Genomic DNA, 24,081 nt, shown 5'->3' with positions numbered 1-24,081 from the left:
TTTATAGAACTGGTGGTTCTCAGCTTAGTGCCATTTACTTTGTTTTACACTAGATATCGGGCTCTAAAAAGCTTATTATGGCATATAAAGTGGATTATACGATCTGAAAATCGTTTCTCCAAAGAGAAGTATAAGAATGCCATGGTTGTGGTAAATTAATAACTATGGTTATACAGTTTGCTTACGTACATTATGATCGCAGCTAACCTCACTTAACTTGCTGTTTAATGAATGTTCTGATGACTTATACGCAACACCATAAGCAATACCACCAGCTATCAGTGTAGATGCTACAGTAATTCCAATTATTGCTAGTACAGGTAATGCAGTAGCACAAACAAGTACTAGTGGAGCCACAATGGCAGCTAATATACCCACAACAGTTCCCATTATGATGGCTCGAGGTTTGTGAATGCGTGATGGGTCTGCACCATGGTCCAGTAGAAGTTTTGTTATTTTTGGATTAAAACCACCCTCATAGGACAAAGGAGTTTGTCCACCTTTATCCTGTGCGTCAACACTTGCCCCTCCTTTTAATAGAGCTTCTGCTACTTGTATGTATCTATACTTAGCAGCATAATGCAAAGGAGTTCTTCCTTCTTCATCTTGTACATCAACACTTGCCCCTCCTTTTAATAGAGCCTCTGCTACTTGTATGTATCCATACTTAGCAGCATAATGCAAAGGAGTTTTTCCCTCTTTATTTTGTAGATCAACCTTTGCTCCTTTTTTTAATAGGATTGCTACTACTTGTACCTGTTTATTCTCAGTAACATAATTCAGATCATTCTTAGTAGCATAATGCAGAGGAGTTTCTTCATTTTTCTCTTGCACATCAACATCTGCCCCTTCTTTTTTTAATAGAGCCTCTACTATTTGCACATATCCATGCTCAGCAGCATAATGCAAAGGAGTTTTCCCATATTCATTTTTTACATTAGTAATTGCTTGCCCCTCTAACAGAGATTTTACTATTTCTACATTTCCGTAGTAAGCAGCACAATGTAAAGGAGTAAATCCTTCTCGGTCTTCCACATTAACATTTGCTCTTTTTCGTATCAGAAATTTTACTATCTCTTCATTTTTTGACCCATGTCTAATAGCCCAATGCAAAGGTGTTTCTCCTGAGCTATTCTGTATGTCAACATTTATTCCTTTTTCTAGTAAAAGCTCTGCTACTTTTAGACTTCCCCATTGAGCAGCCCAATGCAAAGGTGAGTTCTTTCCATCATTAATATCAAAACCACTTTCTATCAGAACCGCTGTTAACTTTTCACAATCAAACTTAACTGCCAAATATAGCAAATCACAATACGGAAATTTCTTTAAATCAAAATTATCTTCTTCCCACCTTTTAAGATGTTTTTCTAAATCTTCCTTAGTTTGCTCATCTAAATTTTCTTCTAGCTTAGCTTCTATTTTAGCTTTTATTTTATCGGCTATGTTCTCCTTGTTCAGACCTTGGCTAAAATTGACTTCCATTAGTATTCTAGCTAATTCCTGCATTTCTTTCCTCCAAGCTTTAAAATTTTATTATGGCATATGAAGTAAATTATGTCAATGAAAACCTAAGAAACTGGTTCTTCTTTATTTTCTAGATTCCAGCGTCACGCGCTGGAATGACAAGAAAGGAGCGCTGGAATGACAAAGAAGAGTGAAAAGAGTAAAATTATCACTCATTTATCATTAGTATCGTTTTCAGTAAAAGCCTCTTCCCATGTTCCTTGAGTTGCTGCACGGCTATATTCTGTTACTCTATTTTCAAAGAAATTCGTATGTTCCACGCCATTTAGTATTTCATCAAGCCACGGAAGAGGGTTATCATTAACATCATATATGGATTTAAGACCTAATTGTGTTAACCGTCTGTTTGCTATGTAGCGTATATAATTGCGTACTTCTTCTGCAGATAGTCCTTCAACGTCTCCAAAGTCAAAAGCAAGCTTTATGAATTCATCCTCAAGTTCAACGATAGTGCGACATGCAGAATATAATTCCTCTTTAAACTCATCGTTCCAAATTTCATTATTCTCTTTTATGAACGTACTAAATAGAGTGATAATTGAATTAGTATGCAAAGTTTCGTCACGTGCTGACCAAGCGATTATCTGCCCCATGCCTTTCATTTTCCCAAAACGTTGGAAATTTAGCAAAATTGCAAATGATGCAAATAACTGCAATCCTTCAGTGAATGCACCAAACACTGCTAGAGTCTTAGCCACATGTTTTTTATCGTGTTTTTTACTTTCCTCAAATTCTAACATGTATTCATATTTCTTTCTCATAGCATCATATTTTAAAAATGCTTGATACTCACTTTCTGGCATGCCAATTGTGTCTAAAAGATAAGAATAAGCTGCAATGTGTATGGTTTCCATATTGGAAAAGCTTGCAAGCATCATGCATATTTCCGTTGGCTTAAATATGTTTGAATAATGCCTCATGTAGCAATTATTTACTTCGATGTCTGCCTGAGTAAAAAATCTAAAGATCTGGGTTAGTAGATTTTTCTCTACGTTCGAAAGTTTAGTTTTCCAATCCTTCACATCATCAGCGAGCGGAACTTCCTCAGGTATCCAATGTATTCTTTGTTGCTGTAGCCACGCATCATACGCCCAAGGGTAATTAAAAGGTTTATATATTGGATCTGCTTCTAACAATGACATAAGATACCTATTATTTTCTAAAGTAAATATTATATTAAGTAATATTTGGAATCAGTCAATTTAACTTTTGCAAAATTTGACTACAGGTGGTTTATTAGTGTATTGTAGTTTTACAACAATTTATCAATAAAGATGCGAATATTAATCTCTTTCTTTTTACTGTTTTTAATAAACTGTGCATATACTACTTATGATCACGGGGCTCCTGGCATCAGTGTTGAATTGTGGAGCAAGATAAAAGAAGGTGACGATAAAGAAAAAGTAGTTCACACTTTAGGAGCACCAACATTGGTATCGAAATTCAATGAAGACGTTTGGTACTATGTCTCATATAAAATTAAACAATTTAATTTCTTGGGAAAAAGAAAGTATAGCAGCAAGTCTCTGCAGATTTCATTCAATCAGGACGGTAAAGTTACAAGTGTAAAAGAAATTGACGTCTCAGAAAGATCTTTAGCTGTTATTGGTTGAAAATCTGTTCAGATTTCTCACGTCATACCGCCCACAACTGTGCGAATTTCTTGCGTTGCAGTAGAATGAATAGACTTCTTGCATAACAAACTTTTGGCAGCGCGTTGAGAAACGAAGAAATTCCTTGACAAACTCCGCCAGCCCCTTTATTATGATAACAAGGGTATTTCTGACTCAAAACTTGTTTTTGACCTGCAGGCTCAATGACAAAATTCAGTAAAAAACTCAGGGTATTTTTTGGCGGATTACATAAAATTATGGCGGCTGCATGTCTTTTAAATTTTTTCTACATTCAGCCAAATCGCGCTTATTTTAAGCGTTAGCACATTATTACAGCGCCACTTACAGTAATAGAGAGTCAAAACTCGCACCACGGGGTTTCTTTTGCCTTTTTTTAGATTGGTAAGTTTCTTAAATATTTTCTTAAATTTTATAGCTAAACGACAACCGTCATTCCGCTACGTGTTAGCGGAATCTATGATGAGATACCGCGGCGGCATGACGTAGGGGTTCCAGCGCGTGACGCTGGAATCTAGATGCAGCCACTTATTTAAAGTTAAGTTTCCTGGATCCCAGTGTCACGCACTGGGATGACAAAAAAAAGAGCACTGGGATGAAACGAGAAGGAGGATTACGCTCTTGAACTCTGCATTATTTGTTGTAATATCGTCGTAGGTGTTAGCTCCTTTAGTTTGCTTATCTTCTGCTCTGCAGAGAAATCTTGTTCTATGATTTTTCCTTAAAAGCGCAAACTACCGTCGTCTTTGTTGTTAAAAAAAACCTTTTGTCATGTTCATTCCGACTACTATTAAAAATCTATAATTCAATCTTATAGTACTAAATATTTAATATCTGTTAATTTAAAAGTGTCAATAAAATTACTTAAATCTTTATACAATGCGCATTATATCATACGCTACTTAGTCTTTCAATAATATTTTTGATTTTTGCTGCTTCTTCAAACTCTAGATTTTCGGCATGTGTTAACATCTGCTTCCTTAAATTGTTTAAATCATCCTTACTAATATTGATTTTTTCCTCAGCTACCACTTTCTCTTGTAAAGTATTTGATATAGGTTTTATTATAGTCTTTGGTATAATATTGTGCAATATGTTATATTCCTCCTGTTTTTTTCTTCTTCTTTCAGTTTCCTTCAACGCACGGTCCAAAGAATTGGTAATTTTATCTGCGTATAAAATTACCCTGCCTTCAGCATTACGTGCAGCACGACCTATTGTTTGAATGAGCGATGTTTCCGATCGCAAAAATCCCTCTTTATCAGCATCCAAAATTGCAACCAATCCACACTCTGGAATATCAAGACCTTCCCTCAGCAAGTTAACACCGACCAAAACATCAATTTCTTTCGATCTTAATTTGTATATAATTTCAATTCTCTCTAGCGCACCAATATCTGAATGCAAATAACTTACTCTTATATTTAATTCGCTCATATGTTCGGCTAGCTTTTCAGCCATTTTCTTCGTCAATGTGGTGATTAGAACACAAAATCCCTTTTTTATCGTTACTTGTGCTTCATGAATCACATCGTCAACCTGACTTTCTGTTGGTTTTACAATGCAGATTGGATCCGTAAGCCCAGTTGGACGAATCACTTGCTCTATAAATACGTTATTGGTCTTTTCTAACTCATATTTTCCGGGGGTGGCGGAAACGTAAATAGTCTGCGGCCTAATTTCTTCCCACTCTTTAAATTTTAATGGACGGTTATCAAAAGCGGAAGGGAGCCTGAAGCCATAGTCAATCAATTTTTTCTTACGTGCCTCATTACCACTATACATTGCACCAACCTGAGGAACGGTGACATGACTTTCATCGACAAATAAAATTACATCTTTAGGTAAATATTCAAACAAAGTAGGCGGTGGATCTCCAGCTTCCATTTCGTAGAGATAACGCGAATAATTTTCAATACTTTTACATGTTCCTGTTGCTCTCATCATTTCGATATCAAAATTGGTACGCTGCTCAAGGCGCTGTGCTTCAACAATTTTGTTTTGTAAGTAGTAATAATTCAAGCGTTCATGCAGCTCTTTTTTGATTAGCTCAACTGTCTGCAACAGCGTCTCACGTGATGTAATGTGATAACTGTTTGGAAAAATGGTGATTTTGTCTATGCGTTTGATAACATTGCCGGTCATAGCATCAATCTCAGAAATTTCTTCTATTTCATTGCCAAGCAGCGATAAACGCCAAGCTTTATTTTCATAATAGGCAGGAAAGATATCGATAATATCACCACGCACTCTGAAATATCCTCTCTCAAATCTGATATCAGAGCGCTTGTATTGGAGATCAGCTAAGTTACTCAAGAAATCATTAACACGAATTTTATCTCCAACACTTAAAAATATAGTCATGCTGCAGTAGCTTTCAGGCGAACCAAGACCGTATATGCAAGAAACACTGGCAACTACGATCGTGTCCCTGCGCTCCAAAAGAGAGCAGACGGCAGAGTAACGCAGCATGTCAATTCTGTCGTTGATTACAGAGTCTTTTTCAATATAAGTATCAGTTTGTGGCGAATAAGCTTCAGGCTGATAGTAATCATAATAAGAAATGAAGTATCCAACAGCATTATTAGGAAAAAATCCTCTCATTTCCTCATAAAGCTGCGCTGCTAAGGTTTTATTGTGTGCCATGATCAGCGCAGGTCTGTTTGTCCTTGCAATAACATTTGCCATAGTAAAAGTTTTCCCAGAACCAGTAACTCCAAGCAAAACCTGGTCTCTTTTATTGCTATTTAGCCCTGCAACTAAGCTATCGATTGCTTGTGGTTGATCTCCATCTGGTTGAAAATGTGTAGTGATTTGAAATTCCATAAACTTTACTCACTATTTTTGATTCATTGCATAGTAAATATCATATTATTTTTAAGATAAGTTGTAACGAATTTGTTTCTATATTTTCATAATATATTTATTGTTGTATAATACATTTACTAGTGTAAATAGGGTATGAAAATGAGTGTCAATGAAACTCTATTTTCTTTTTTTATAGAGCCTGCCCCAAACTCTATTATTAGTTAATATAAAAAATACTGTTAAGATTACAAAATACATCACTACTTTAAATCCTAGCTTGTGCCGGTGCTCTAGTTCTGGCTCTGCTGCCCATTGTAAAAAATTTACCACATCATATGCCATATTTTCAACTGTGGCTTGCCTTGCACCATCATATTCTACCATTCCTTCAGAAAGCGGCGGTGCCATAGCTAACTTACCTGTTGGAAAATACGGATTAAAATATAAATCATTCTCATCATGCTCGCCATTTTGATAGCCAGTTAGCAGTGAATAGACATAGTTTGCACCATCGTGCCTTGCTTTAATAATCAATGACAGGTCTGGTGGAACTGCACCATTATTACTTGCTGTAGCTGCTTCTTTTGTATCAAAAGGTGCAATAAAATAATCCGAAGGTACTCCAGGTCTATCGAACATTTCACCCAAATCATTTGGACCATCTTTAACTTGATAAGAGGCTGCAATCTGTTTTACATCTTCTTCAGAAAAACCGACATCTTGTAAATTACGAAACGCTACTCTATTCATTGAATGGCAAGCAGCACAGACTTCCTTATACACCTTATAGCCACGCTGAATTGACTCCCTATCAAAAGACCCGGTAATTCCATCAAAATTCCAGTCTATTTTTTTATTTGGTGATGGTTGAAATTCTTCAGCATATACAAAATTAGCAAAAAATAACATGCTGAGTATAACTAACATATTTTTAACCAGCATTATTTCATCTCCTGCACAGAATCACTTATGGTTTTTGGTGGTTCTGCTGGCTTTTCATATTTACTAAGCAGTGGTAAAATTATTACAAAGTATGCAAAATAATAAAGAGTAGATAGCCTACTCATAGTGATGTAAGGCTCTTTAACTTCCTGCCCACCAAGCCAGGCTAGAAATGCAAAATTTATTGCAAAAACCCAAAAAAATTTCTTAAATAACGGACGATAAGCACCACTTTTGACTTTTGATCTATCAAGCCAAGGTAACAGAAACCACACTAAAATAGATCCAAACATGGTAAGTACACCAGTAAGTTTATCTGGAATCGAACGCAGCATTGCATAAAAAGGTAAAAAATACCATTCTGGCACTATGTGTATAGGAGTTACCATAGAATCAGCCTCTATATAATTATCTGGATGACCAAGATAATTAGGAGCATAGAAAACAAATGCAAACAAAACTACAAAAAACAGACCAAAAGTTATGCAATCCTTGACTATATAATAAGGATACAGAGAAATGGTATCCTTGTCTGATTTCACTTCTACCCCACTTGGATTACCAGAGCCAAACCTATGCAGAGCAATAACATGCAGCATGGCTAAAGCGATAATAACGAAAGGCAAAAGATAATGCAGAGCAAAAAAACGATTGAGTGTTGGATTATCAACGGAAAAACCACCCCATAACCATATAACTATTTTATTACCAACTAAAGGTATAGCTGAAAATAAGTTGGTTATGACTGTTGCGCCCCAGAAACTCATCTGCCCCCAAGGAAGAACATATCCCATAAAGGCAGTTGCCATCATTGCAAAAAATATAAATATACCTACAAACCACACCATTTCTCGCGGCCTTTTATAAGATCCGTAATACAGCCCACGCATTATATGAACGTAGACTACCATAAAGAAGAGCGATGCTCCAACAGCATGAGTGTAGCGTATCAACCATCCATAATTTACATCACGCATTATGCGCTCCACGCTGTTAAACGCATAATTAACATGCGGAGTATAGTGCATAGCAAGAAATATACCTGTTATTATTTGTAAAATTAGCGCTATACCAGCCAAAGAACCGAAGTTCCAAGCATAATTTAAGTTTTTTGGCACTTGGTAAGAGGCAGTATGCTTTAGAAAAGAAAATATAGGCAATCTATATTCTATCCAACCTAATATGCCTTTTTCTTCCTCTACGGTTGTTTTTTTTTTAGTATCATCTTGCATAATTTAAAGCTTTCCTTATCTTTAACTCGTTTATTGTAGCAGTTTATCCTCTATAAACAATAAAAACTTTAAATTCGGACTTCTCACACAATTATTTGGTAGCAACACACTTTTCGGCCTGTAAAGGTTAATTGCCATAAATCACAACTGTACGAACATTGTGATTTGAAGACAGGGAGCCGGAACTAAAAACTCCTTGACAAACTCCGCCAGTCCTTTTATCATGGTACTGAAGCTATTTATTTATCTTCGCAATCTGTGCAGGTTAATGACAAAAAACTTAGGGTATTTGGCGTCTCATGTTTAATTTTTCGCACTACGTGCACCGCATGTCTTTATAAAACTTCTGGGTTTTTACCCATACAAGCTGAAACGGGCTTATAAAGCGTTTAAGACATCAAAAAACGTCAAATTGACAAGGGAGAATTTGAATGCTAGCTACCGCGGGGTTTCTTTGCCTTTTTTCCTGCTTAGTAAATTTCTTAAACACTTGCGATGTAGGTTAGCTGCAAATTAAAAGTGGCTAAATCGCTCTTAATCAAGCGTTTTAGAATAAAAAGAACGCCGATATTTTAGTACATGGTAAATAGCCAACCATCACGGGGTTTCTTTTGCCTTTTTTTAGGTTATGCAAGAAGTCTATTCTCTTTTGCTATTCCACCACCTTCACTTGAATCTATTATTTTCCATATTCTTTCCGCTTCTTTACGCTATAGTTGTCTAATAATAAAAAGGCAGTATGAAAATTAGCAAAAACTATAACTCCTAGAATGGGTATATGTATATTAGCATAATATTATATTAATAAATAATTTATATAATGTTGTTAAGTATAATAATAAAAATTTAAATCATTTTCTTTAATTTGCTTTATATAAAGAGTAGAATTGCCTTTATGAAAACGTATATATATTTAATATTGTTTTTGCTTTTTTCTTGCACTCAACTGTATGCTGATGAGGAAGTTGCAAAATTTGATTTGCTTATTGGCAAGATAAATGAAGCAAATCTTACTCTTGAAGGTGCAATAAAGGTTACAATAAAACCAGGTTGGCATATATATTATAAGGATCCTGGAGATTTTGGTTTTCCCACTTCTTTTGATTGCAAGGGTAACACATCAAATATAGATATTTACTGGCCTACTCCAAAAGAGCATAAGGATAAAGTAGGAAGAGAGATATTTATCAGTAACGTATACGAGGATATGGTGTTATTTCCCTTCAAGATAAATGTGTTTTCAAGTCAAGGGTATATTGATCTTAACTTTCATATAAAGTATGCAATATGTAAGGATAGGTGCATCCCTAAAAATGCTGAGATAAAAATCAGACAGCCACTAAAGAATTTTGTAGATTCTGATGTCAATGAACTCATAAATGAGTGGTGTAAAAAATAGAGTTCTCATGGGGTAGGTGTCATTCCAGCGCGTAACGCTGGAATCCAGCTATGGTCAAACCCACATCTGTACAAATATTGTGGCATAAGGGAATTCCTCTAAAATGGCATCATCCAAATAGCTGACACTGGGATCTCATTTACTTTTTTGTTCACTATGTGAGGAACTTGGGCCTACAAGTATATAAACATAATGGTTTCGCATAAAAAATTTAGATCCCAGTGTCACGCACTGGGATGACAAGAAAGGGGTGCTGGGATGACAAGAAAGGAGTGCTAGGATGAAAGAAACGAAGTCATACGAACTCTAATAGAAAATAGGCTTAGGTATTTTTGACTTTTGTGTGTATACTCAGCCAAAACACTCACTTTTAGTATACAAATGGATATAGTAAAGTTTGTTTTATTACTGCCAACAATATTACTCATACTAATCGCTGGTGTTTACCTATCGGTTAAACTAAAATGGCTACAGATATTTAGATTACCGTACGCCCTTTCACTCCTTGGAGCTAAAAGAGGGGAAAATAAATTTTCTTCTATAGCTGCTCTGTTTACAATCTTAGGGGGAAATTTAGGAGTAGGAAATATTTCAGGAACTGCTGTTGCTCTAAAAACCGGGGGGCCGGGCTCTATTTTATGGATGGTAATAATTATTGTTATCACTTCTGTGATAAAATATGTCACTTGTTACCTGAGTATAAAAAACAGGGAGGAAAAGAACAAAAGGTTTATAGGTGGCCCTATAACCTACATGGCTGATGCATTTAACTCTAGAAAAGCCACAATTGTGTTTCTAGTCATTATGATGATAGTTTCAGTAACCGTTGGTAACCTTGTTCAGGTAAATTCTCTATCAATACCACTCAACATGATAGATATACCTGTAGTTGTTGGTGGAATTATAATGGCCATAATATTTTTTGTTGTTGCAGCTCTCAGCTTAAAAAAAATTAAAATTTTCATATCAGCTATGATACCGATAATGACGGTAAGTTACCTCACGCTTTGTGGTATTGTATTATTTAAATTTAGTGAAAATATTCTTCCTTCTATAAAATTAATAACAAGCAATTTTTTTACAGCTAGTAGCTTTAACTCTGGTTTATCTCTAGGTTTAATTTTAGAAATGTTGACTATTATTCAAGTAGGAACTTTGCGAGGTATTTTTGCAACAGATATAGGACTTGGCCTCGAAGGAATCGTACATTCTTCAATTGTTCCTAAGAAAAATAATAATAAATTTATCATTGAACAGAGCCTAATCACAATAATATCGCCCTTTATAGTCGCATTCATAGCGTTTATTACAACAATGGTACTCCTTGTCACAGATTCTTGGATGACTGATTTAGAGAGCACCAACATGTGCATATTTGCTTTTAAAAAGGCAATGAACTGGCCTTATATTGGCTATTTAATTATGGCTATAATGTTTTGCTTTGCTTTTACTACTATTTTTACTTGGTTTTTTTGCTCAAAACAGACAATACGCTATGTGTCTATGAATAATAAATACACTAAAATCTGGATTGTAATTTTTACCATGATTATTCCGCTTGGTTCAATAGGTACAGTTCAATTGCTATGGGACGTTGCCGATATTTCAATCGCTGCTTTATTGTTTATCAACATACTTGCTATACTCAAACTAACCTCTCAAGATCCAGAAGTGTTTACTATGAGCAGTAGATATTTGAAATTAGGCGCCAACTAAAATACTAACTAAGTTGCCATCTGAACAGTAACACAACCTCCTTTAATAAAAATTCAACTAATTCCCATAATAATTACATTAGCTAGTATTAGCTAGAACTAAAGGCAGAGGGTTATTAGTGAGGGTTATATGCACAGTAACGATACACAACAAGAACACAGTTATAAGTTCATTCAAAATTTGTCGTCTTTACTTGATAAAATAAAAAAGGAAGGCGACTTAATTTATGATGCTAGGATTGTTTTTTACACAGCAAAGTTTTTAATAGAACATGCCGACTTGGATTTGGACGAAGATGAAAACAAAAATAAAGCGTGTAAAGTTATTCTTCAGGAATATAACGAAATAAAGGAAGATAGACAAGAGCTTGCAAGTGAAGTTAAAAAAAGGTTGAAAGATTACATTGATGATGGTGTTGAAAAAGTTTCAATAAACGGTAATCACGCAAGTATTACACTGGAGGATAACAAGAAAGAGTTTAAAATCAGCGAATTTTTAAATAGTGATTTCTGTGAGAAGAATGGAATCTCGGGGTTCTCAACATTGCATAGCGATGGAAAGAGCGGAATGCACGGTTTTGTTGCCGAGGAAGGTGAAGGGAAAGAAAAGAGAAAAGTAAGACATTATGTCGTAACCGATGGTTCATATGAGATGACGCTAAACTGGTATGATGCAAAGGGAGAGAAGTGCACTATTAAAATCAATATTGATAAAGAGGGTGTAGAACTTATTGAAGGTAATGGCGTTACTGAAGATCAGCTAAAAGCGAATCAAGATGTAAAAATAGGTGGTTTATTCTTGCATCAAATACAATTCAGGGAAAAGGGACAAGGAAAAGCGAATGAAGTGGAACAAAACGCATCTGAAATCATAATAGAAAATAGTGGTAGAGGTGTTGGCGTTCAAACTACTCAGAATCGAGGAGTTGGGTCTCAGACCCCTCCACAAGTACCAACTAGAACTAGTTCACTTCCACCTAAAGAAAATGTTGTCAATGAGCAAGGGAGAAGCAAACTTGGAAGCCAAAAACCAGATGGAAATGAGCAAACACTTGATAATCAGCAACAACCTGAAACTCCGCAACAAGGAAAAGATTTATGGCAAGACATCAGAGGTTTCAATAAAAGCAACTTACGGCACACTGGTGTTGATGGTAGAGAAGCATCAATAAAAAGAAGTGGCAAAAATGACAGTTCAACAGATGTAAAAACAGTGGCAGACCCAACTGTTAATAAACAGCCGTTCTCTTTTGCAACGCCTAAAAGCACAAGTGACTCGGGCTATTCATTTCCTACTATTAATCACAGTCAATCTGAAAGAGAACAAGCACAGCAAGTTGCTGAAGAAAATATTTCTAAAGATCGATTCACAGAAAAAGTTTTGGAAAAAATAGAAAAAGGTAACCAATACGACCCTATACGTAAGTGGTTAGAAAAAAAAGTGGCAGAACAAGAAAATGCTGCTACTAATCCGAATAAATTGCTAGAAAAAGATGCAGCACAACTATCTCCAATTAGCACTGATGAAAATAAGGAGAGTTTGATAGACGTTGAACAAAAAGATGACACTCTACTTACGGAATTTACCAGTAAGTTGGATAAAGAAACTCAAAAATTTCCACTAAGGCCAGTTAATCAGAAAGAAATGAGCAAACGAACCAGAGAACTTTTATTAGAAGATGGGTTGCTAGAAGGCAGTTCAACAGGTGTGGAAACAGTGGAAGGTCCAACTGTTAGTGTCTCTGCTTCAACACCAAATAGTATAAGTGATTCAGGCTATATATCTCCAACTGATACTGACCATGATGAATCTCAGGTAAATTCTAAACAGATAGAAAGGGAATTAGAAGGACATATTAGACAAAGTAATCCAACTCTATTTGAAGAACTTAAAAATACATTAGGTCAAAAAAATCTCGGGTTAAAACCAGTAAATCAGGAAGAAATGAGCGAACGAACCAGAGAACGTTTATTAAAAGATGGATTGTTGAAGGACAGTTCAACAGATGTGGAAACAGCGACAGAACGAGAAAATGATGCTGATAATACGACTATAGATGAAAATAGCGAACTATATAAATTGCTAAAAAAAGATGCAGCACAACTGAAAGCTGGAGTAATAGAAGAAGAAATAGAAGGTACTTTAACAGAACACACTGGTAGAGTTACATTAGCTAACAGCAAAAAAAGACCACTGGATTGGGCTAAACGCATTGCTGAGTCACAACAAGAAAAAGATACTAATAAAGGCATTTCAACATAAATTGAGGTTAAAATAATTACTTAGCAAACAATAGGTTTCGTGTAACGGCAATCCGATAACGGAAGAATAGGAGCCGCGTAAGAACAGTACGAACATTCCAGCAAGGCCTTGTATATTGCATCCCCCTGCTCTATTTTTCCACTCTTCTGATGCTAAATAATACTTAATTTCTTGTTCACTGAGACGTTTAAATTTCACGACTGTAACCACGGTCTTAATGTGTTGTTTAGATTGATCGGGAGTTAACAGACACACACTGGTGTATACTCTATGCCTTCTTCCTGATAACAAGCGGATGCATTTTTCTGCTTGTTCAACGTTTTCAGCTTTAAGCAATATCCTTCTACCACAAGCAACAACTGTATCAACACCAAGCACAAAATAATTTGGATTTGAGCTTTGTACTTTCTCGGCTTTGCTTTTTGCCATACGGATTGAGTAATCTTTTGGAAGTTCCTTCTTCAAAGGAGCTTCATCTATATCTGCTGGCAAAATCAAGCCCGGCTTAATATTTATTTGTTTTAATAAAGCTATGCGCCTTTTCGATGATGAAGCAAGAATAAGATTATTTAGAGATTGTTCTGTCACTTGTACCTTTAAGCCTTCTAATTATCCTGCCCTTTCTCGCATTTCTATCATAAATACTCATCTCTACTAACACTCTATCTCCGATAATAATGCGTATTTTACTTCTTCTTACTTTCCCCGATACATGACAGATAATCTCATGTTCGTTGTCCAGCTTCACTCTAAATTCTGCTGCAGGTAGTAAAGCAGTTACTGCCCCTTCCACTTCAAAAATTGTTTTCGATTTCTCGTCTTTTACCATGTTTCATATTATAATTTAATAATCTTTTTCAGTCTACCATAGATTTTAAAGCGTCAAAAGACCTTATTTATGCCATTAAAGTGCTCCTCTCTTTATCACCTCCAATGCTCAGACACTGGCCCCTTTTTCTGGTCATATGCTGTCAAGAATTTTTATTTAGCTTAACTGCGTCCTTTACCTTATCCAATAATCCATTAATAAAACCAATTTCGCTTGGTTTATCAAGTAAATCAGATGCAATGTTAGTATATTCATTAATAACAACTGGAGCTGGTGTATCACAATTAGCTAATTCACATATTGCAACACGCAAAATAGATAAGCTTATGAGATTTAACCGCGAAAGAGACCAGCTTGGGTGTAAATAAGATTCTATTACCTTATCATATTCTTCACTGTTTTTTATAACCTTATATGACAGGTCTTCTAAGAATTGATAATCAAATTCTTCACATTCAAATATGTCTACTAACTTATTTACATAGTTCCTAAGCTCACAGTTTTCCAGCTCAAAAGTGCTTTTGTCGTAACCTATAAAAATATTTGAGTAAGCAACTTGTACAGCAAGAAACCTTGCTGTACTTCTTTTTACACGCCACTTTTTTCCTACGGGTTCTTCCTCCATTAGCCTAATCTTTTGTATAAATCTATCATATGCACAACGGCTGAGGCTGCATGACCACCAATGTTCTTTTTGTTTTTATCAGCCCTTACTAAAGCTTTATCTTTGCTATCAGCAGTAATTACGCCCATACCAAGGGGTACTGCATAACGCATAACAACCTCATTTAAGCCTTCGATTATTCCTTTACAAACATATTGGTAATGATCAGTCTCACCACGAATTACGCACCCAAGAGCTAAATAACCATCATAATTAACACGCTCACTCTTGACCGCAAAAAGAATTGTAGCTGGTATTTCAAATGCACCAGGAACTTCAATTATGTCATAGCTTGCATGACTTTCTTTTAATCTATTGACTGCACCCTCAAGCAAAAGGTCAGCTATTTCAGTATAATAAATTGAGTTAACTATTAGTATTTTAGACATTTACTACCACTTTTTTCGTTAAAAACAACTTTATTAACGATTGTTGAATTAAAGTTATGACATTACTAAATATCCAATATATTACTAGGCCTGCAGGGAAAGAGGCAAAAATAAAGACAGAAATGTAAGGCAAAAATTTCATAACGTTTACTTGAACATCATCTTTAGTGATCTGATCTTTCTCACTGATCTTTTGCTGAACTATCATAGTAACACCTAAAATTATAGGCAAAATGCCTATGGAAACAGGGAAATTGTAATTAAACAATCCAAACAATGTAAAAATGTTTGTTGGATCAGGAGCTGAAAGATCCTTAATCCATAGATAAAAAGGGGCGTGTCTCATCTCTATAGTGACAAATAATACTTTATATAAAGCAAAAAATACCGGTATTTGTATTAGCATAGGAAAAATGCTCGAAATTGGGTTTACATTATTCTTCTTGTATAATGCCATTATTTCTTTATGCTGCTTTAAACTATCATTTTTGTATAGTTCTTTTATACGAGTTACTTCAGGCTGCAGGCTTTTCACCTTGAACATTGAAACATATGATCTATTAGACAAAGGAAGCATCAAAAGTTTGATTGCTAAAGTCAGCAACAATATTGCCAAGCCAAAGCTCTTCAAAACGAAGTTAAAGTATTCAAGAAGTAAAAACACTGGCTTAGTTATAAAGTAAAGAACGCCAAAATCTACAGCTTTGTCAAATAAAGGTATATTGAGAGCACTCTTATAAGAATCCAGTAAATTCAATTTTTTTGCTCCAGCAAAAAAATAATTCACATTATAGGCAACTGAACCAGGGAGTACGGTTTTATAAGATTTAACAAAGTCTGCTTGAAATCTATCAATATTATTAACGTTAGTATGTTTAATGCTTACATTTATTTTATCAGATTTTTCAGGTATGATGGCTGTAAGCCAGTATTTATCAGCAAAACCAAACCAATTTTTTTCACTTGTACTTGCTTTTATTAAATGTTTCTTAGAGATATCCTTATATGTCCACTCCTCTAGTTTATTATCAAATGCACCTAGTACTCCCTCATGTGATATCCAATAAGATTCGTTAATATTATCGCGCTTACGGTTAATTTTACCATAAGGAACTAAAATTACATTATCCTTTGTGTTATTTTCAACAATTTGCTCAACTTTAAACATGTAATTATCGTCGAGGCTAATTTTCATTCTAAATAAAATGCCATTTTCATTATCCCAGAATAAATTGGCTGCTTTTTGATTAAGTTTATCTGCTTGCCAGATTGTCTTAGGATCTGGAACTTTAATTTTGCCACTTGGATCGAGCCACCCGAATTCTGCGAAATATACATCTTTTGATTCTGCAGGTGATAGCAACACTACTTGTGAAGAAGAAGGATTTGGTTCTAAGCGGTAATTAGTTAAAATTAAGTCATCAAACCTTGCACCTTTTAAAGAAATCGACCCTTTAACCATATTATTGGCTAAATTAACCCTTTGTTCTCGAGTGGAATTAATAATTTCGGAACGGTTTTGGTGTATTATAGGAGCAAGATCGTTAAAAGATTCTATGTGTTCAATATTTTCAATTGGTGGGTGACTTTGGTCTGCATTAAGAAAATTATCGTAAATAATGCGCCAAGACACCATGATTAACATGGAAAGGATAGCTGCAAAAATTAGATTTCTTGCTTCTGACATAAAATTTAAGCTAAATGTATTTCCTTAAAGTGTATATTAAATATTGTACTAAAACAATAAAATTTACTTATTTTTAATAACAACTTTTAACGCTAATCTTTAAAATTTATTGTAATAGCTTCAAATTTTAATGATATGAACGCGGCAAAAAGTCTAGTTATTTGGCTACTGATAATAGTTATTACTGCAATGCTTATTGATTCACAAGGAAATAAACTAAGCAACAGATTTCTCAGCACTTTTTTACCATATAAAGGAAGGGTTCAGAATAGCGGAAGTATCGAATTCACGAAATCATACGATGGACACTTTTATATTCAGGCTCAAGTTAATGATAGTAATATAACGTTTTTGCTTGACACTGGTGCAACCGATATTGTTCTATCACAAAAAGATGCATTACATGCTGGCATTAACTTACAAAATATTCAAAATTTTAAAATATATGAAACTGCAAAAGGCCAAATAAGGGCTGGAGTGGTTCAAATACCTCAAGTTAAAATAGGAAATTTTTTGATTAATGATGTACAGGCAAGCGTTAACACCCATTCTATGTCTCATTCACTACTCGGGATGAGTTTTTTGAGGTATTTTCATTTCACTATAAGAGATAATAAGCTGATATTATATCGTGACTCTACTTATTAAGGCCCTACAGGTCAATATAGGAGCAGAGATAAATATTGCAGAACAAGTGCCAATTAAAATACCAAAAAAGATGATTAAGCTGAAATCTCTAACTGCACCCGTACAAATTAATGTCAAAGGAAGAGCAGCAAGAAGGGTCGTACCCGAAGTTAAGATAGTGCGAAATAATGTAGAGTTAATACTTGCATCTACTACCTCACTCATCTGCCTGTTTTGACCACTCCTTTGATATTCTCGAATTCGATCGTATATAACTACTGAATTGTTGATTGAGTAACCAATGACAGTAAGGAGAGCAGCAGTTGATGAAATGTTAAACTCAATGCCAGTCAGGCTAATAAAACCAATAGTTAAAACCACGTCATGAATCAGTGCTATTATCCCACCAAATCCACATTGCCAATTAAATCTAAACCAAACGTAAAAAAATATTCCAACAATTGCAATCAACATGGATAATATTCCTTCAAATATCTGTGTTGAGCCTATTTGAGGACCAACATAGTCTATTTTACGATAGCTTATTGAGCTACCCAGCTTTTCTTCTAGTACGCTTTTGATCTTTTTAATTTTATTTTCATCTCCTTCATCTTTAAAACGCATGGCTAAATTATCACCAGCCTTTGAACTCTGCACCGTAAAACCATTCTCTTTTAATGCATCAAGAATAATACGATCCTCGTTTGAAGATTTTATTTCCATCAAAATTCCACCTGTAAAGTCTATGCCTAGATTCATTCCACGTAACACAATAATAAGCATTGAAAAGATGACAAAAATAATGCTAATTAACGCAGTCAACTTTCTATATTTACTAAACTTGATATCGAGGTTGTCTGGAATGAGTCTAAGTGCCATGTTTTTTATCTAAAGTAATCAATTGAATTTTATATACTTTTTAAAAAATTCACTAGTTTATTTTGTGGTTGGTCTCGTTCGTTTACCGAAAGGAAAAGCAGCAAGGAGCGAACCAAAAGCAATGAGGAAGGATCCAAGCCAGATTATAGACATTCCAGGTTTATAGTACACTTTAGCTGCAATTTTGCTCTTATCAATCTCACCAATTACAACATAGATATCAGAAAATAAATTGTGGTAAATACTGCTTTCGACATTTTTCTGACCTTCCACAAGGTAAAATCTATATTCAGGAGTTACTTCACCTAATATCTTATTATTCAGCAAATTCCTAATATCCATTTTACCTCGCACTGCATGGAAATTTTTCTCTTTTATCAATTCAATATTTCGTAGAGTGACTTTAAATTTATTAACTGTTATGCTATCCCCTATTTTTAAGTAATTTTCTTTTTTTTCCTGCCAACCAACTGAATAAGTTATACCAAGCACCAGAATTGCTACTCCAGCATGAGCGAGCATCATTGCATAGTAAGACTTAGAAACTTTTCTTGCTAACAAGATTGATTCGCTCTTAAATAAACAAATTCTTTTACTGTATGCTTCTAAGACAAAGACTAATAATGCCATGGAGATGGTAATTGATAGCACAATCATTAGCTCCATGTGAAAGATAAACGGCAAAATAGCTGCAGCACTACAGAATGAGAATCTGTATTCACGAAATATTGGCAATAGACTATTTCCCTGCCAACGACAATATTGCCCTACCATGGTGAGCGCTAGAATGGCCAGTGCGATAGGATTAAATAAGGAATTATAGTACGGTGCTCCAACTGAAATTAGTTCACCGGTTAAATATTCAAGCATTGCAGGGTATAGAGTACCAACGAATACAATGAAAAAGGCGGTGATAAATAATAGATTGTTCATTAGCATCATTGTAAAGCGGGAAAAGAATCTTCTACCCTCTGTCACTTGAGTAGCAGGTTTCTTTTCAGATTCCGGTGTCAAGCACTGGAAAGATGTGTGATTTTTTCTCGTAAATACTACAAATATTACTAAGCTACTTATTGTAATTACACCAAGTAAAGCTAATATATAAAGTCCATACTTTGGATCATCTGCAAACGTGTGCACTGAGGTGAGTATTCCTGAGCGGACTAGGAATGTTCCAGTTACACTTAGTATAAAAGTTGTAAGCGTAAGTAAAATAGCAAAATTCCTTAAAACATTGAAATTTCGTACCACGAGTAACAAATGTGTCAGCGCTACTGCAATTAGCCACGGCATCAAAGAAACGTTTTCTACTGGATCCCAAAACCAAAATCCACCCCAACCAAGTTCACGGTACGCCCACCAGCTACCCAGGCTGATGCCCAAAGTGAGCAGCGACCAAGAAACAAGCACCCAAGGTCTGACAATTTTAGCCCAAACATTTCCTTCAGTATTTAAAATTAATCCAGCTATAGAGAGCGAAAAAGGAACACTAAATCCAAGGTACCCCAAATATAATATTGGTGGGTGAATAGCAAGACCTATATCTTGCAATATTGGATTAAAACCCAATCCATCTGTTTCAATGCTTGGCATTTTAGTGAAAGGATTGGATTCAAGTAAAGTGAACAACAAAAAACAAAAGCAAATCATCCCCTGGGTGATCAAGGACACTTTCTTCAATTTATCATTGTCATCAATAAAGATACCCATTAATAGCAGATAGAAAGTAAGCACTAAGGCCCAAAGCAACATAGATCCTTCTTTATTTCCCCAAACACCACAGATTTTATAGATCAAAGGTTTTGTCGTATGGGAGTGGTAATACACATTTTCGAGTGAGAAATCGTTTGTAATGTGGCAGTAAATCAAAATAGCCATTGACGCTGATACACAGAAAAATATAGCAGTGGTGATAAACCGATAAGAACTAAGTGGTAGAAATAGATATGTTAAAGACAATAAGCAAGCTAGCAATAGTAATATATTCCCAAATTCAGGCATAAAAAATTATAGTTTTTATATAAACAATATTACTGATGACAAATTAGAAGTTAAAGTGTTAATTGACGCTTGCTATTGATGCTAGAATTTACATCTGATATAGCTAGTGCAAGTCAGGTTTCCCTACGTCATACCGCGGCGGTATCTCTTAGCCGCTAACACGTAGCGGGATGACGGTTGTCGGTAAGCCTAGATTACTTTAGCTATATCTCTGCAGTTAGCTGTGCTAGTAATGCTGGCATTAATTAAAAATTAAATATTAAATTTTATACTTTTATTATGTAACATGAGTGTTGAGGTAACATTGTGTACACAATCAATATTAGTACATTTCTATCCAATATAAAAGATAGAGTAGCAGAACGAAATAACAAACCAACAGTTGAAAAAAATCTCTATACTATTTTAGGATTTAAAGGTAGAGAAGATTTTGAAAATAAGACAAGTGAATTTGTTAATCAAGCGACTTGGGAGCTCATCACTAAGTCTTTAATGAGTGAAATAGATTACTTCAAAAAAAAGGATGTAATTGGTACAATTATCCGCCAAATTGTTAAAAATAAGGCAGGCAAAAAGTTAAATGAGCTAAATAATGCCAAAAGCGAGAAAAAAAAGAATGAGACAAAAAAGAAAATTGCTGAAGTCTTGAGTGAAGTAAACACAGAAGAAACGCGTAAAAATCTACTGGAATTGAAAGAGCAAGCTAAGGATTTTTTAAAAAGTGTAAAAGAAACTCAAGAGAAAGATCAAAAGAAAAGAGCTGAACTAAAGAAAAAACTCACCGACAATACACAATCAACAATAGAAACAATTGAAAATTTTCGTAGGAGTCAAGAGGAGCTTCTCCTTCCGTTTGGATCGGTTGGTCCTCAACTTTTTGTAGAAATTCTGAAATACATAGAGTCACTAGAAAAATTAGCTGAAGTCATAAAAGACGAATTAGTTAAGAATTTTCTATTAAATCGCATTAAATCATTAAATAAAAAGCACCCTGAATTACAAGATGAAAGAGAAGATGCTATAAGAGTGTTATCAAGTGGTGAGTTGAGAGAAGTTTATAATAAAGATGTAAAAGAAGGACTATTACAACCAATGGCATCTTATGAAGAATGCAAAAGCCTATATGACAAAATGAACCAGATGGTATGGAAAGAAAATTTAAAGAAAATAGATAAATCGATAGTAAGCGCAATTAATGACATAAAAAAATACAGAGAAGCAATCCTCAATTGTAAAAATTTTCAGAGTTCTTATGTACAGGAAAAGAAAGAGCATCCATTTAGAGGCAACGCATGTCAAAAAATGATTGATATATATCAAGAGAGAATTGCTGGGTATCAGGAGAAAATTTGTAAAAATTTGACCCAAATAAGAGAATTATTCAAAAGCATGCCACAAAAAATATGTAGTGTGAAAGAATTTGAGGAATTAATGGATGGTATGCATAAAGCAAAGCAGTTCGATGAAGATTTTTATTCAGCTGCTTTGATTTGTTTATCGAACATACAGTATAAGTTAGATACTCAGCTAAAAACAATGGAAAATCCTCCAACAGAGCTAAGAGTTCCACACACTAACGCTCAAACTGAGCTAACTAGGTTATAGTTTGACTGTCATCCCAGTGTCAGTTACACATCTGTACAAACTTCCTGCACTGCGGTAGAGTAAACACAAGATATCAACTGCTGGTATCATCCCAGTGCTCCTTCCTTTTGTAATGCAAGTAGCTGACACTGGCATGACACCATTTGTTGTGCTTAACAAAAACAAACATCCGCACAATTGTGTATCACACACTGGAATGACAACTATTCTAAGCCGTTCCTACACTATTTCTAATAATACACCCCTCTTTTCATGCTTCACTTCATCCATTTTAGTACTAGGAGGCATTGACATCTTATATGCACCGAAACCAACCGCTGCCCCTATTAGTGGAGCCAGAAATCCTGCTGCTATTTTTGGCTCATCTGTAAGTGGGTCAGTTGCATGAAGTATCATTATTATAATATAACCTAATGCTGCGGTTATAGAACCGACAAAAATACCTCGTGTAAGCGCCTTGCCCTCTAAGAGCTGTTTTATACGTCCACTCTTGTCAAGGTTCATTGAAGTTTCACCATCTTCATTTTCTAATAAAGGATCTGCTCCTTTTTTCATTAGGGCATCTACCATTTCTCTATCACCGTCTTTGGCAGCATAATGCAGAGGAGTGCATCCACCCTCACCTACCGCATTAATATCTGCTCCACTTTCTATGAGACCCTTGATCAAAGCTCCGTTACCATATTTAACAGCTAAGTGCAGAGGAGTGTACCCATCATTATTCATCGCCTTAACATCTGCTCCTTTTTTTATAAGAACGTTCATTATATCTATAGGATCCATGCCACACAAATTATCGCTAAGAGCAACCAAATGCAAAGGAGTACATCCATATTTATCTGGTACATTAACATCTACTCCGTTTTCTATTAGTTTTTTGACTTTATCTTTTTGGCCAAACCTGATAGCCAAATGTAAAGGAGTATTTCCATCATTATCTTTTGCATTAACATCGATTCCTTTTGCTTTTAATAGATCATCTATAACGTCAAGGCGTGGTGAAATGGCAGCCCAATGTAAAGGAGTTTTACCACTTTTATCTTTTAAATTCACATCTGCTTTTTGCTCTATGAGAGCATCTATAGCATCTTTACCACCCAGATGAACAGCTAAATGCAAAGGAGTACATCCATCCTCACCTACCGCATTAATATCTGCTCCACTTTTTATGAGATCCTCGATCAAAGCTCCGTTACCATATTTAACAGCTAAGTGCAGAGGAGTGTACCCATCATTATTCATCGCCTTAACATCTGCTTCTTGCTCTATGAGAGCATCTATAGCATCTTTACCACCCAGCTGAACAGCTAAGTGCAGAGGAGTATTTCCATCTTTATCCCTTACATTAACACCTGCCCCTCTTTCTACAAGAGCTTGTACTGCTTTTACGCTGCCACTTATAGCAGCATAATGTAAAGGAGTACATCCATATTTATCTGGTACATTAACACCTTCCCCTTCTTTTATCAGAGCGTTTACTACTCCTACACTGCCACTTATAGCATCATAATGTAATAGAATTCTTTCCTCCGTACCCCTTACATCAACACGTGCATCTCTTGCTATCAGAGCGTTTACTACTTCTACACCGCCACTTATAGCAGCATAATGTAATGGAGTCCTTTTCTTCGTATCCCTTATATCAACATCTGCTCCATTTTTAAGTAAAAGCTCTACCACCTTTACATGGCCATTTCCAGCAGCAGAATGCAAAAGAGTCGAACCATCCGTGTCCCTACTATCTTTAGCAAGGTCAGGATTGGCACCCAAAGCTCGTTTTAAAGAATCAAGCTCTTCTTCTGTAATATACTGCTTTTCTATGATATCCTTAATATGTTGTGAACTTAGCATAAATAACCCTCTCGATCTAACTGGCTGTATTAGAA

19 protein-coding genes are annotated in these 24,081 nt (G+C 35.2%); 6 read left to right on the top strand and 13 right to left on the bottom strand.

Annotated features, from left to right (window positions below; translation table 11 throughout):
- Window positions 1-168: 168 nt before the first annotated feature.
- Window positions 169-1,506, bottom strand: a complete 1,338-nt coding sequence (locus ACICP6_RS02720; protein ID WP_395463513.1) for an ankyrin repeat domain-containing protein — start codon at window positions 1,504-1,506, stop codon at window positions 169-171.
- Between the two features lie 170 nt (window positions 1,507-1,676).
- The gene (locus ACICP6_RS02715; RefSeq protein ID WP_395463512.1) at window positions 1,677-2,666 is read right to left on the bottom strand and encodes a ribonucleotide-diphosphate reductase subunit beta; all 990 of its coding nucleotides are present in this window, start codon (window positions 2,664-2,666) and stop codon (window positions 1,677-1,679) included.
- Between the two features lie 132 nt (window positions 2,667-2,798).
- Between ACICP6_RS02715 and ACICP6_RS02710 the strand changes: the two genes are divergently transcribed.
- Window positions 2,799-3,137, top strand: a complete 339-nt coding sequence (locus ACICP6_RS02710) for an outer membrane protein assembly factor BamE (RefSeq protein ID WP_395463511.1) — start codon at window positions 2,799-2,801, stop codon at window positions 3,135-3,137.
- Window positions 3,138-4,046: 909 nt separating this feature from the next.
- Here ACICP6_RS02710 and uvrB read toward each other — a convergent pair.
- The 3 genes from uvrB to ACICP6_RS02695 all read right to left on the bottom strand — a co-directional run bounded on the left by uvrB (window position 4,047) and on the right by ACICP6_RS02695 (window position 8,137).
- Window positions 4,047-5,981, bottom strand: coding sequence for an excinuclease ABC subunit UvrB (gene uvrB, locus ACICP6_RS02705; protein ID WP_395463510.1), 1,935 nt, complete (start codon window positions 5,979-5,981; stop codon window positions 4,047-4,049).
- Between the two features lie 159 nt (window positions 5,982-6,140).
- Complete coding sequence (locus tag ACICP6_RS02700; protein ID WP_395463509.1) at window positions 6,141-6,905, bottom strand: cytochrome c1; 765 nt, start codon at window positions 6,903-6,905, stop codon at window positions 6,141-6,143.
- Window positions 6,905-8,137: a cytochrome bc complex cytochrome b subunit gene (locus ACICP6_RS02695; protein ID WP_395463508.1), complete on the bottom strand. Its 1,233-nt coding sequence runs from the start codon at window positions 8,135-8,137 to the stop codon at window positions 6,905-6,907. Before ACICP6_RS02695 ends, ACICP6_RS02700 begins: the two co-directional genes overlap by 1 nt.
- 895 nt (window positions 8,138-9,032) lie before the next feature.
- On the opposite strand from ACICP6_RS02695, the gene ACICP6_RS02690 reads away from it, so the two are divergent.
- The 3 genes from ACICP6_RS02690 to ACICP6_RS02680 all read left to right on the top strand — a co-directional run bounded on the left by ACICP6_RS02690 (window position 9,033) and on the right by ACICP6_RS02680 (window position 13,514).
- Entirely contained in the window at window positions 9,033-9,536 is a 504-nt protein-coding gene (locus tag ACICP6_RS02690; RefSeq protein ID WP_395463507.1) for a protein-disulfide reductase DsbD domain-containing protein, read from the top strand.
- Between the two features lie 381 nt (window positions 9,537-9,917).
- A complete protein-coding gene (locus ACICP6_RS02685) occupies window positions 9,918-11,252 on the top strand; it encodes an alanine:cation symporter family protein (RefSeq protein WP_395463506.1) in 1,335 nt (444 codons plus the stop codon).
- Window positions 11,253-11,381: 129 nt separating this feature from the next.
- On the top strand, window positions 11,382-13,514 hold the full coding sequence (locus ACICP6_RS02680) for a hypothetical protein (protein WP_395463505.1): 2,133 nt from the start codon (window positions 11,382-11,384) through the stop codon (window positions 13,512-13,514).
- Here ACICP6_RS02680 and ACICP6_RS02675 read toward each other — a convergent pair.
- The 5 genes from ACICP6_RS02675 to yidC form a co-directional block, all read right to left on the bottom strand.
- Complete coding sequence (locus ACICP6_RS02675; protein ID WP_395463504.1) at window positions 13,506-14,102, bottom strand: Maf family nucleotide pyrophosphatase; 597 nt, start codon at window positions 14,100-14,102, stop codon at window positions 13,506-13,508. The two genes, ACICP6_RS02680 and ACICP6_RS02675, sit on opposite strands and share 9 nt — an antisense overlap.
- Entirely contained in the window at window positions 14,080-14,343 is a 264-nt protein-coding gene (gene infA / locus ACICP6_RS02670; protein ID WP_395463503.1) for a translation initiation factor IF-1, read from the bottom strand. The genes ACICP6_RS02675 and infA overlap by 23 nt, the downstream gene beginning before the upstream one ends.
- A 142-nt stretch (window positions 14,344-14,485) precedes the next feature.
- Window positions 14,486-14,968 (bottom strand): transcription antitermination factor NusB, encoded by a 483-nt coding sequence (nusB, locus tag ACICP6_RS02665; RefSeq protein ID WP_395463502.1) that lies wholly within the window; start codon window positions 14,966-14,968, stop codon window positions 14,486-14,488.
- The gene (locus tag ACICP6_RS02660; RefSeq protein ID WP_395463501.1) at window positions 14,968-15,396 is read right to left on the bottom strand and encodes a 6,7-dimethyl-8-ribityllumazine synthase; all 429 of its coding nucleotides are present in this window, start codon (window positions 15,394-15,396) and stop codon (window positions 14,968-14,970) included. Before ACICP6_RS02660 ends, nusB begins: the two co-directional genes overlap by 1 nt.
- On the bottom strand, window positions 15,389-17,083 hold the full coding sequence (yidC, locus tag ACICP6_RS02655) for a membrane protein insertase YidC (protein ID WP_395463500.1): 1,695 nt from the start codon (window positions 17,081-17,083) through the stop codon (window positions 15,389-15,391). Before yidC ends, ACICP6_RS02660 begins: the two co-directional genes overlap by 8 nt.
- 135 nt (window positions 17,084-17,218) lie before the next feature.
- Here yidC and ACICP6_RS02650 point away from each other — a divergent pair, with 135 nt between their 5' ends.
- Window positions 17,219-17,731: a TIGR02281 family clan AA aspartic protease gene (locus tag ACICP6_RS02650; RefSeq protein WP_395463499.1), complete on the top strand. Its 513-nt coding sequence runs from the start codon at window positions 17,219-17,221 to the stop codon at window positions 17,729-17,731.
- On the opposite strand, the gene secF is transcribed toward ACICP6_RS02650, so the two are convergent.
- Together secF and ACICP6_RS02640 are read right to left on the bottom strand one after the other, a co-directional pair.
- The gene (gene secF, locus ACICP6_RS02645; protein WP_395463498.1) at window positions 17,708-18,589 is read right to left on the bottom strand and encodes a protein translocase subunit SecF; all 882 of its coding nucleotides are present in this window, start codon (window positions 18,587-18,589) and stop codon (window positions 17,708-17,710) included. The genes ACICP6_RS02650 and secF overlap by 24 nt on opposite strands.
- A 57-nt stretch (window positions 18,590-18,646) precedes the next feature.
- A complete protein-coding gene (locus ACICP6_RS02640; RefSeq protein WP_395463497.1) occupies window positions 18,647-20,590 on the bottom strand; it encodes a heme lyase CcmF/NrfE family subunit in 1,944 nt (647 codons plus the stop codon).
- A 306-nt stretch (window positions 20,591-20,896) separates the two neighbouring features.
- On the opposite strand from ACICP6_RS02640, the gene ACICP6_RS02635 reads away from it, so the two are divergent.
- Entirely contained in the window at window positions 20,897-22,195 is a 1,299-nt protein-coding gene (locus ACICP6_RS02635; protein WP_395463496.1) for a hypothetical protein, read from the top strand.
- A gap of 219 nt (window positions 22,196-22,414) precedes the next feature.
- On the opposite strand, the gene ACICP6_RS02630 is transcribed toward ACICP6_RS02635, so the two are convergent.
- The gene (locus ACICP6_RS02630) at window positions 22,415-24,046 is read right to left on the bottom strand and encodes an ankyrin repeat domain-containing protein (protein WP_395463495.1); all 1,632 of its coding nucleotides are present in this window, start codon (window positions 24,044-24,046) and stop codon (window positions 22,415-22,417) included.
- Window positions 24,047-24,081 lie beyond the last annotated feature (35 nt).

The organism is Wolbachia endosymbiont of Cantharis cryptica (assembly GCF_964277405.1).
Lineage (GTDB): Bacteria > Pseudomonadota > Alphaproteobacteria > Rickettsiales > Anaplasmataceae > Wolbachia.
Note: the sequence above shows the minus strand (reverse complement) of the source record. Positions and strands in the feature narration are given on the sequence as shown.

Coding starts and splice junctions, on each gene's coding strand:
- ACICP6_RS02640 (WP_395463497.1), bottom strand. CDS start 20,590: ATGCCTGAATTTGGGAATATATTACTATTGCTAGCTTGCTTATTGTCT.
- yidC (WP_395463500.1), bottom strand. CDS start 17,083: ATGTCAGAAGCAAGAAATCTAATTTTTGCAGCTATCCTTTCCATGTTA.
- ACICP6_RS02660 (WP_395463501.1), bottom strand. CDS start 15,396: ATGTCTAAAATACTAATAGTTAACTCAATTTATTATACTGAAATAGCT.
- ACICP6_RS02680 (WP_395463505.1), top strand. CDS start 11,382: ATGCACAGTAACGATACACAACAAGAACACAGTTATAAGTTCATTCAA.
- ACICP6_RS02630 (WP_395463495.1), bottom strand. CDS start 24,046: ATGCTAAGTTCACAACATATTAAGGATATCATAGAAAAGCAGTATATT.
- uvrB (WP_395463510.1), bottom strand. CDS start 5,981: ATGGAATTTCAAATCACTACACATTTTCAACCAGATGGAGATCAACCA.
- ACICP6_RS02715 (WP_395463512.1), bottom strand. CDS start 2,666: ATGTCATTGTTAGAAGCAGATCCAATATATAAACCTTTTAATTACCCT.
- nusB (WP_395463502.1), bottom strand. CDS start 14,968: ATGGAGGAAGAACCCGTAGGAAAAAAGTGGCGTGTAAAAAGAAGTACA.
- ACICP6_RS02720 (WP_395463513.1), bottom strand. CDS start 1,506: ATGCAGGAATTAGCTAGAATACTAATGGAAGTCAATTTTAGCCAAGGT.
- ACICP6_RS02650 (WP_395463499.1), top strand. CDS start 17,219: ATGAACGCGGCAAAAAGTCTAGTTATTTGGCTACTGATAATAGTTATT.
- ACICP6_RS02695 (WP_395463508.1), bottom strand. CDS start 8,137: ATGCAAGATGATACTAAAAAAAAAACAACCGTAGAGGAAGAAAAAGGC.
- infA (WP_395463503.1), bottom strand. CDS start 14,343: ATGGTAAAAGACGAGAAATCGAAAACAATTTTTGAAGTGGAAGGGGCA.
- ACICP6_RS02690 (WP_395463507.1), top strand. CDS start 9,033: ATGAAAACGTATATATATTTAATATTGTTTTTGCTTTTTTCTTGCACT.
- ACICP6_RS02685 (WP_395463506.1), top strand. CDS start 9,918: ATGGATATAGTAAAGTTTGTTTTATTACTGCCAACAATATTACTCATA.
- secF (WP_395463498.1), bottom strand. CDS start 18,589: ATGGCACTTAGACTCATTCCAGACAACCTCGATATCAAGTTTAGTAAA.
- ACICP6_RS02700 (WP_395463509.1), bottom strand. CDS start 6,905: ATGCTGGTTAAAAATATGTTAGTTATACTCAGCATGTTATTTTTTGCT.
- ACICP6_RS02710 (WP_395463511.1), top strand. CDS start 2,799: ATGCGAATATTAATCTCTTTCTTTTTACTGTTTTTAATAAACTGTGCA.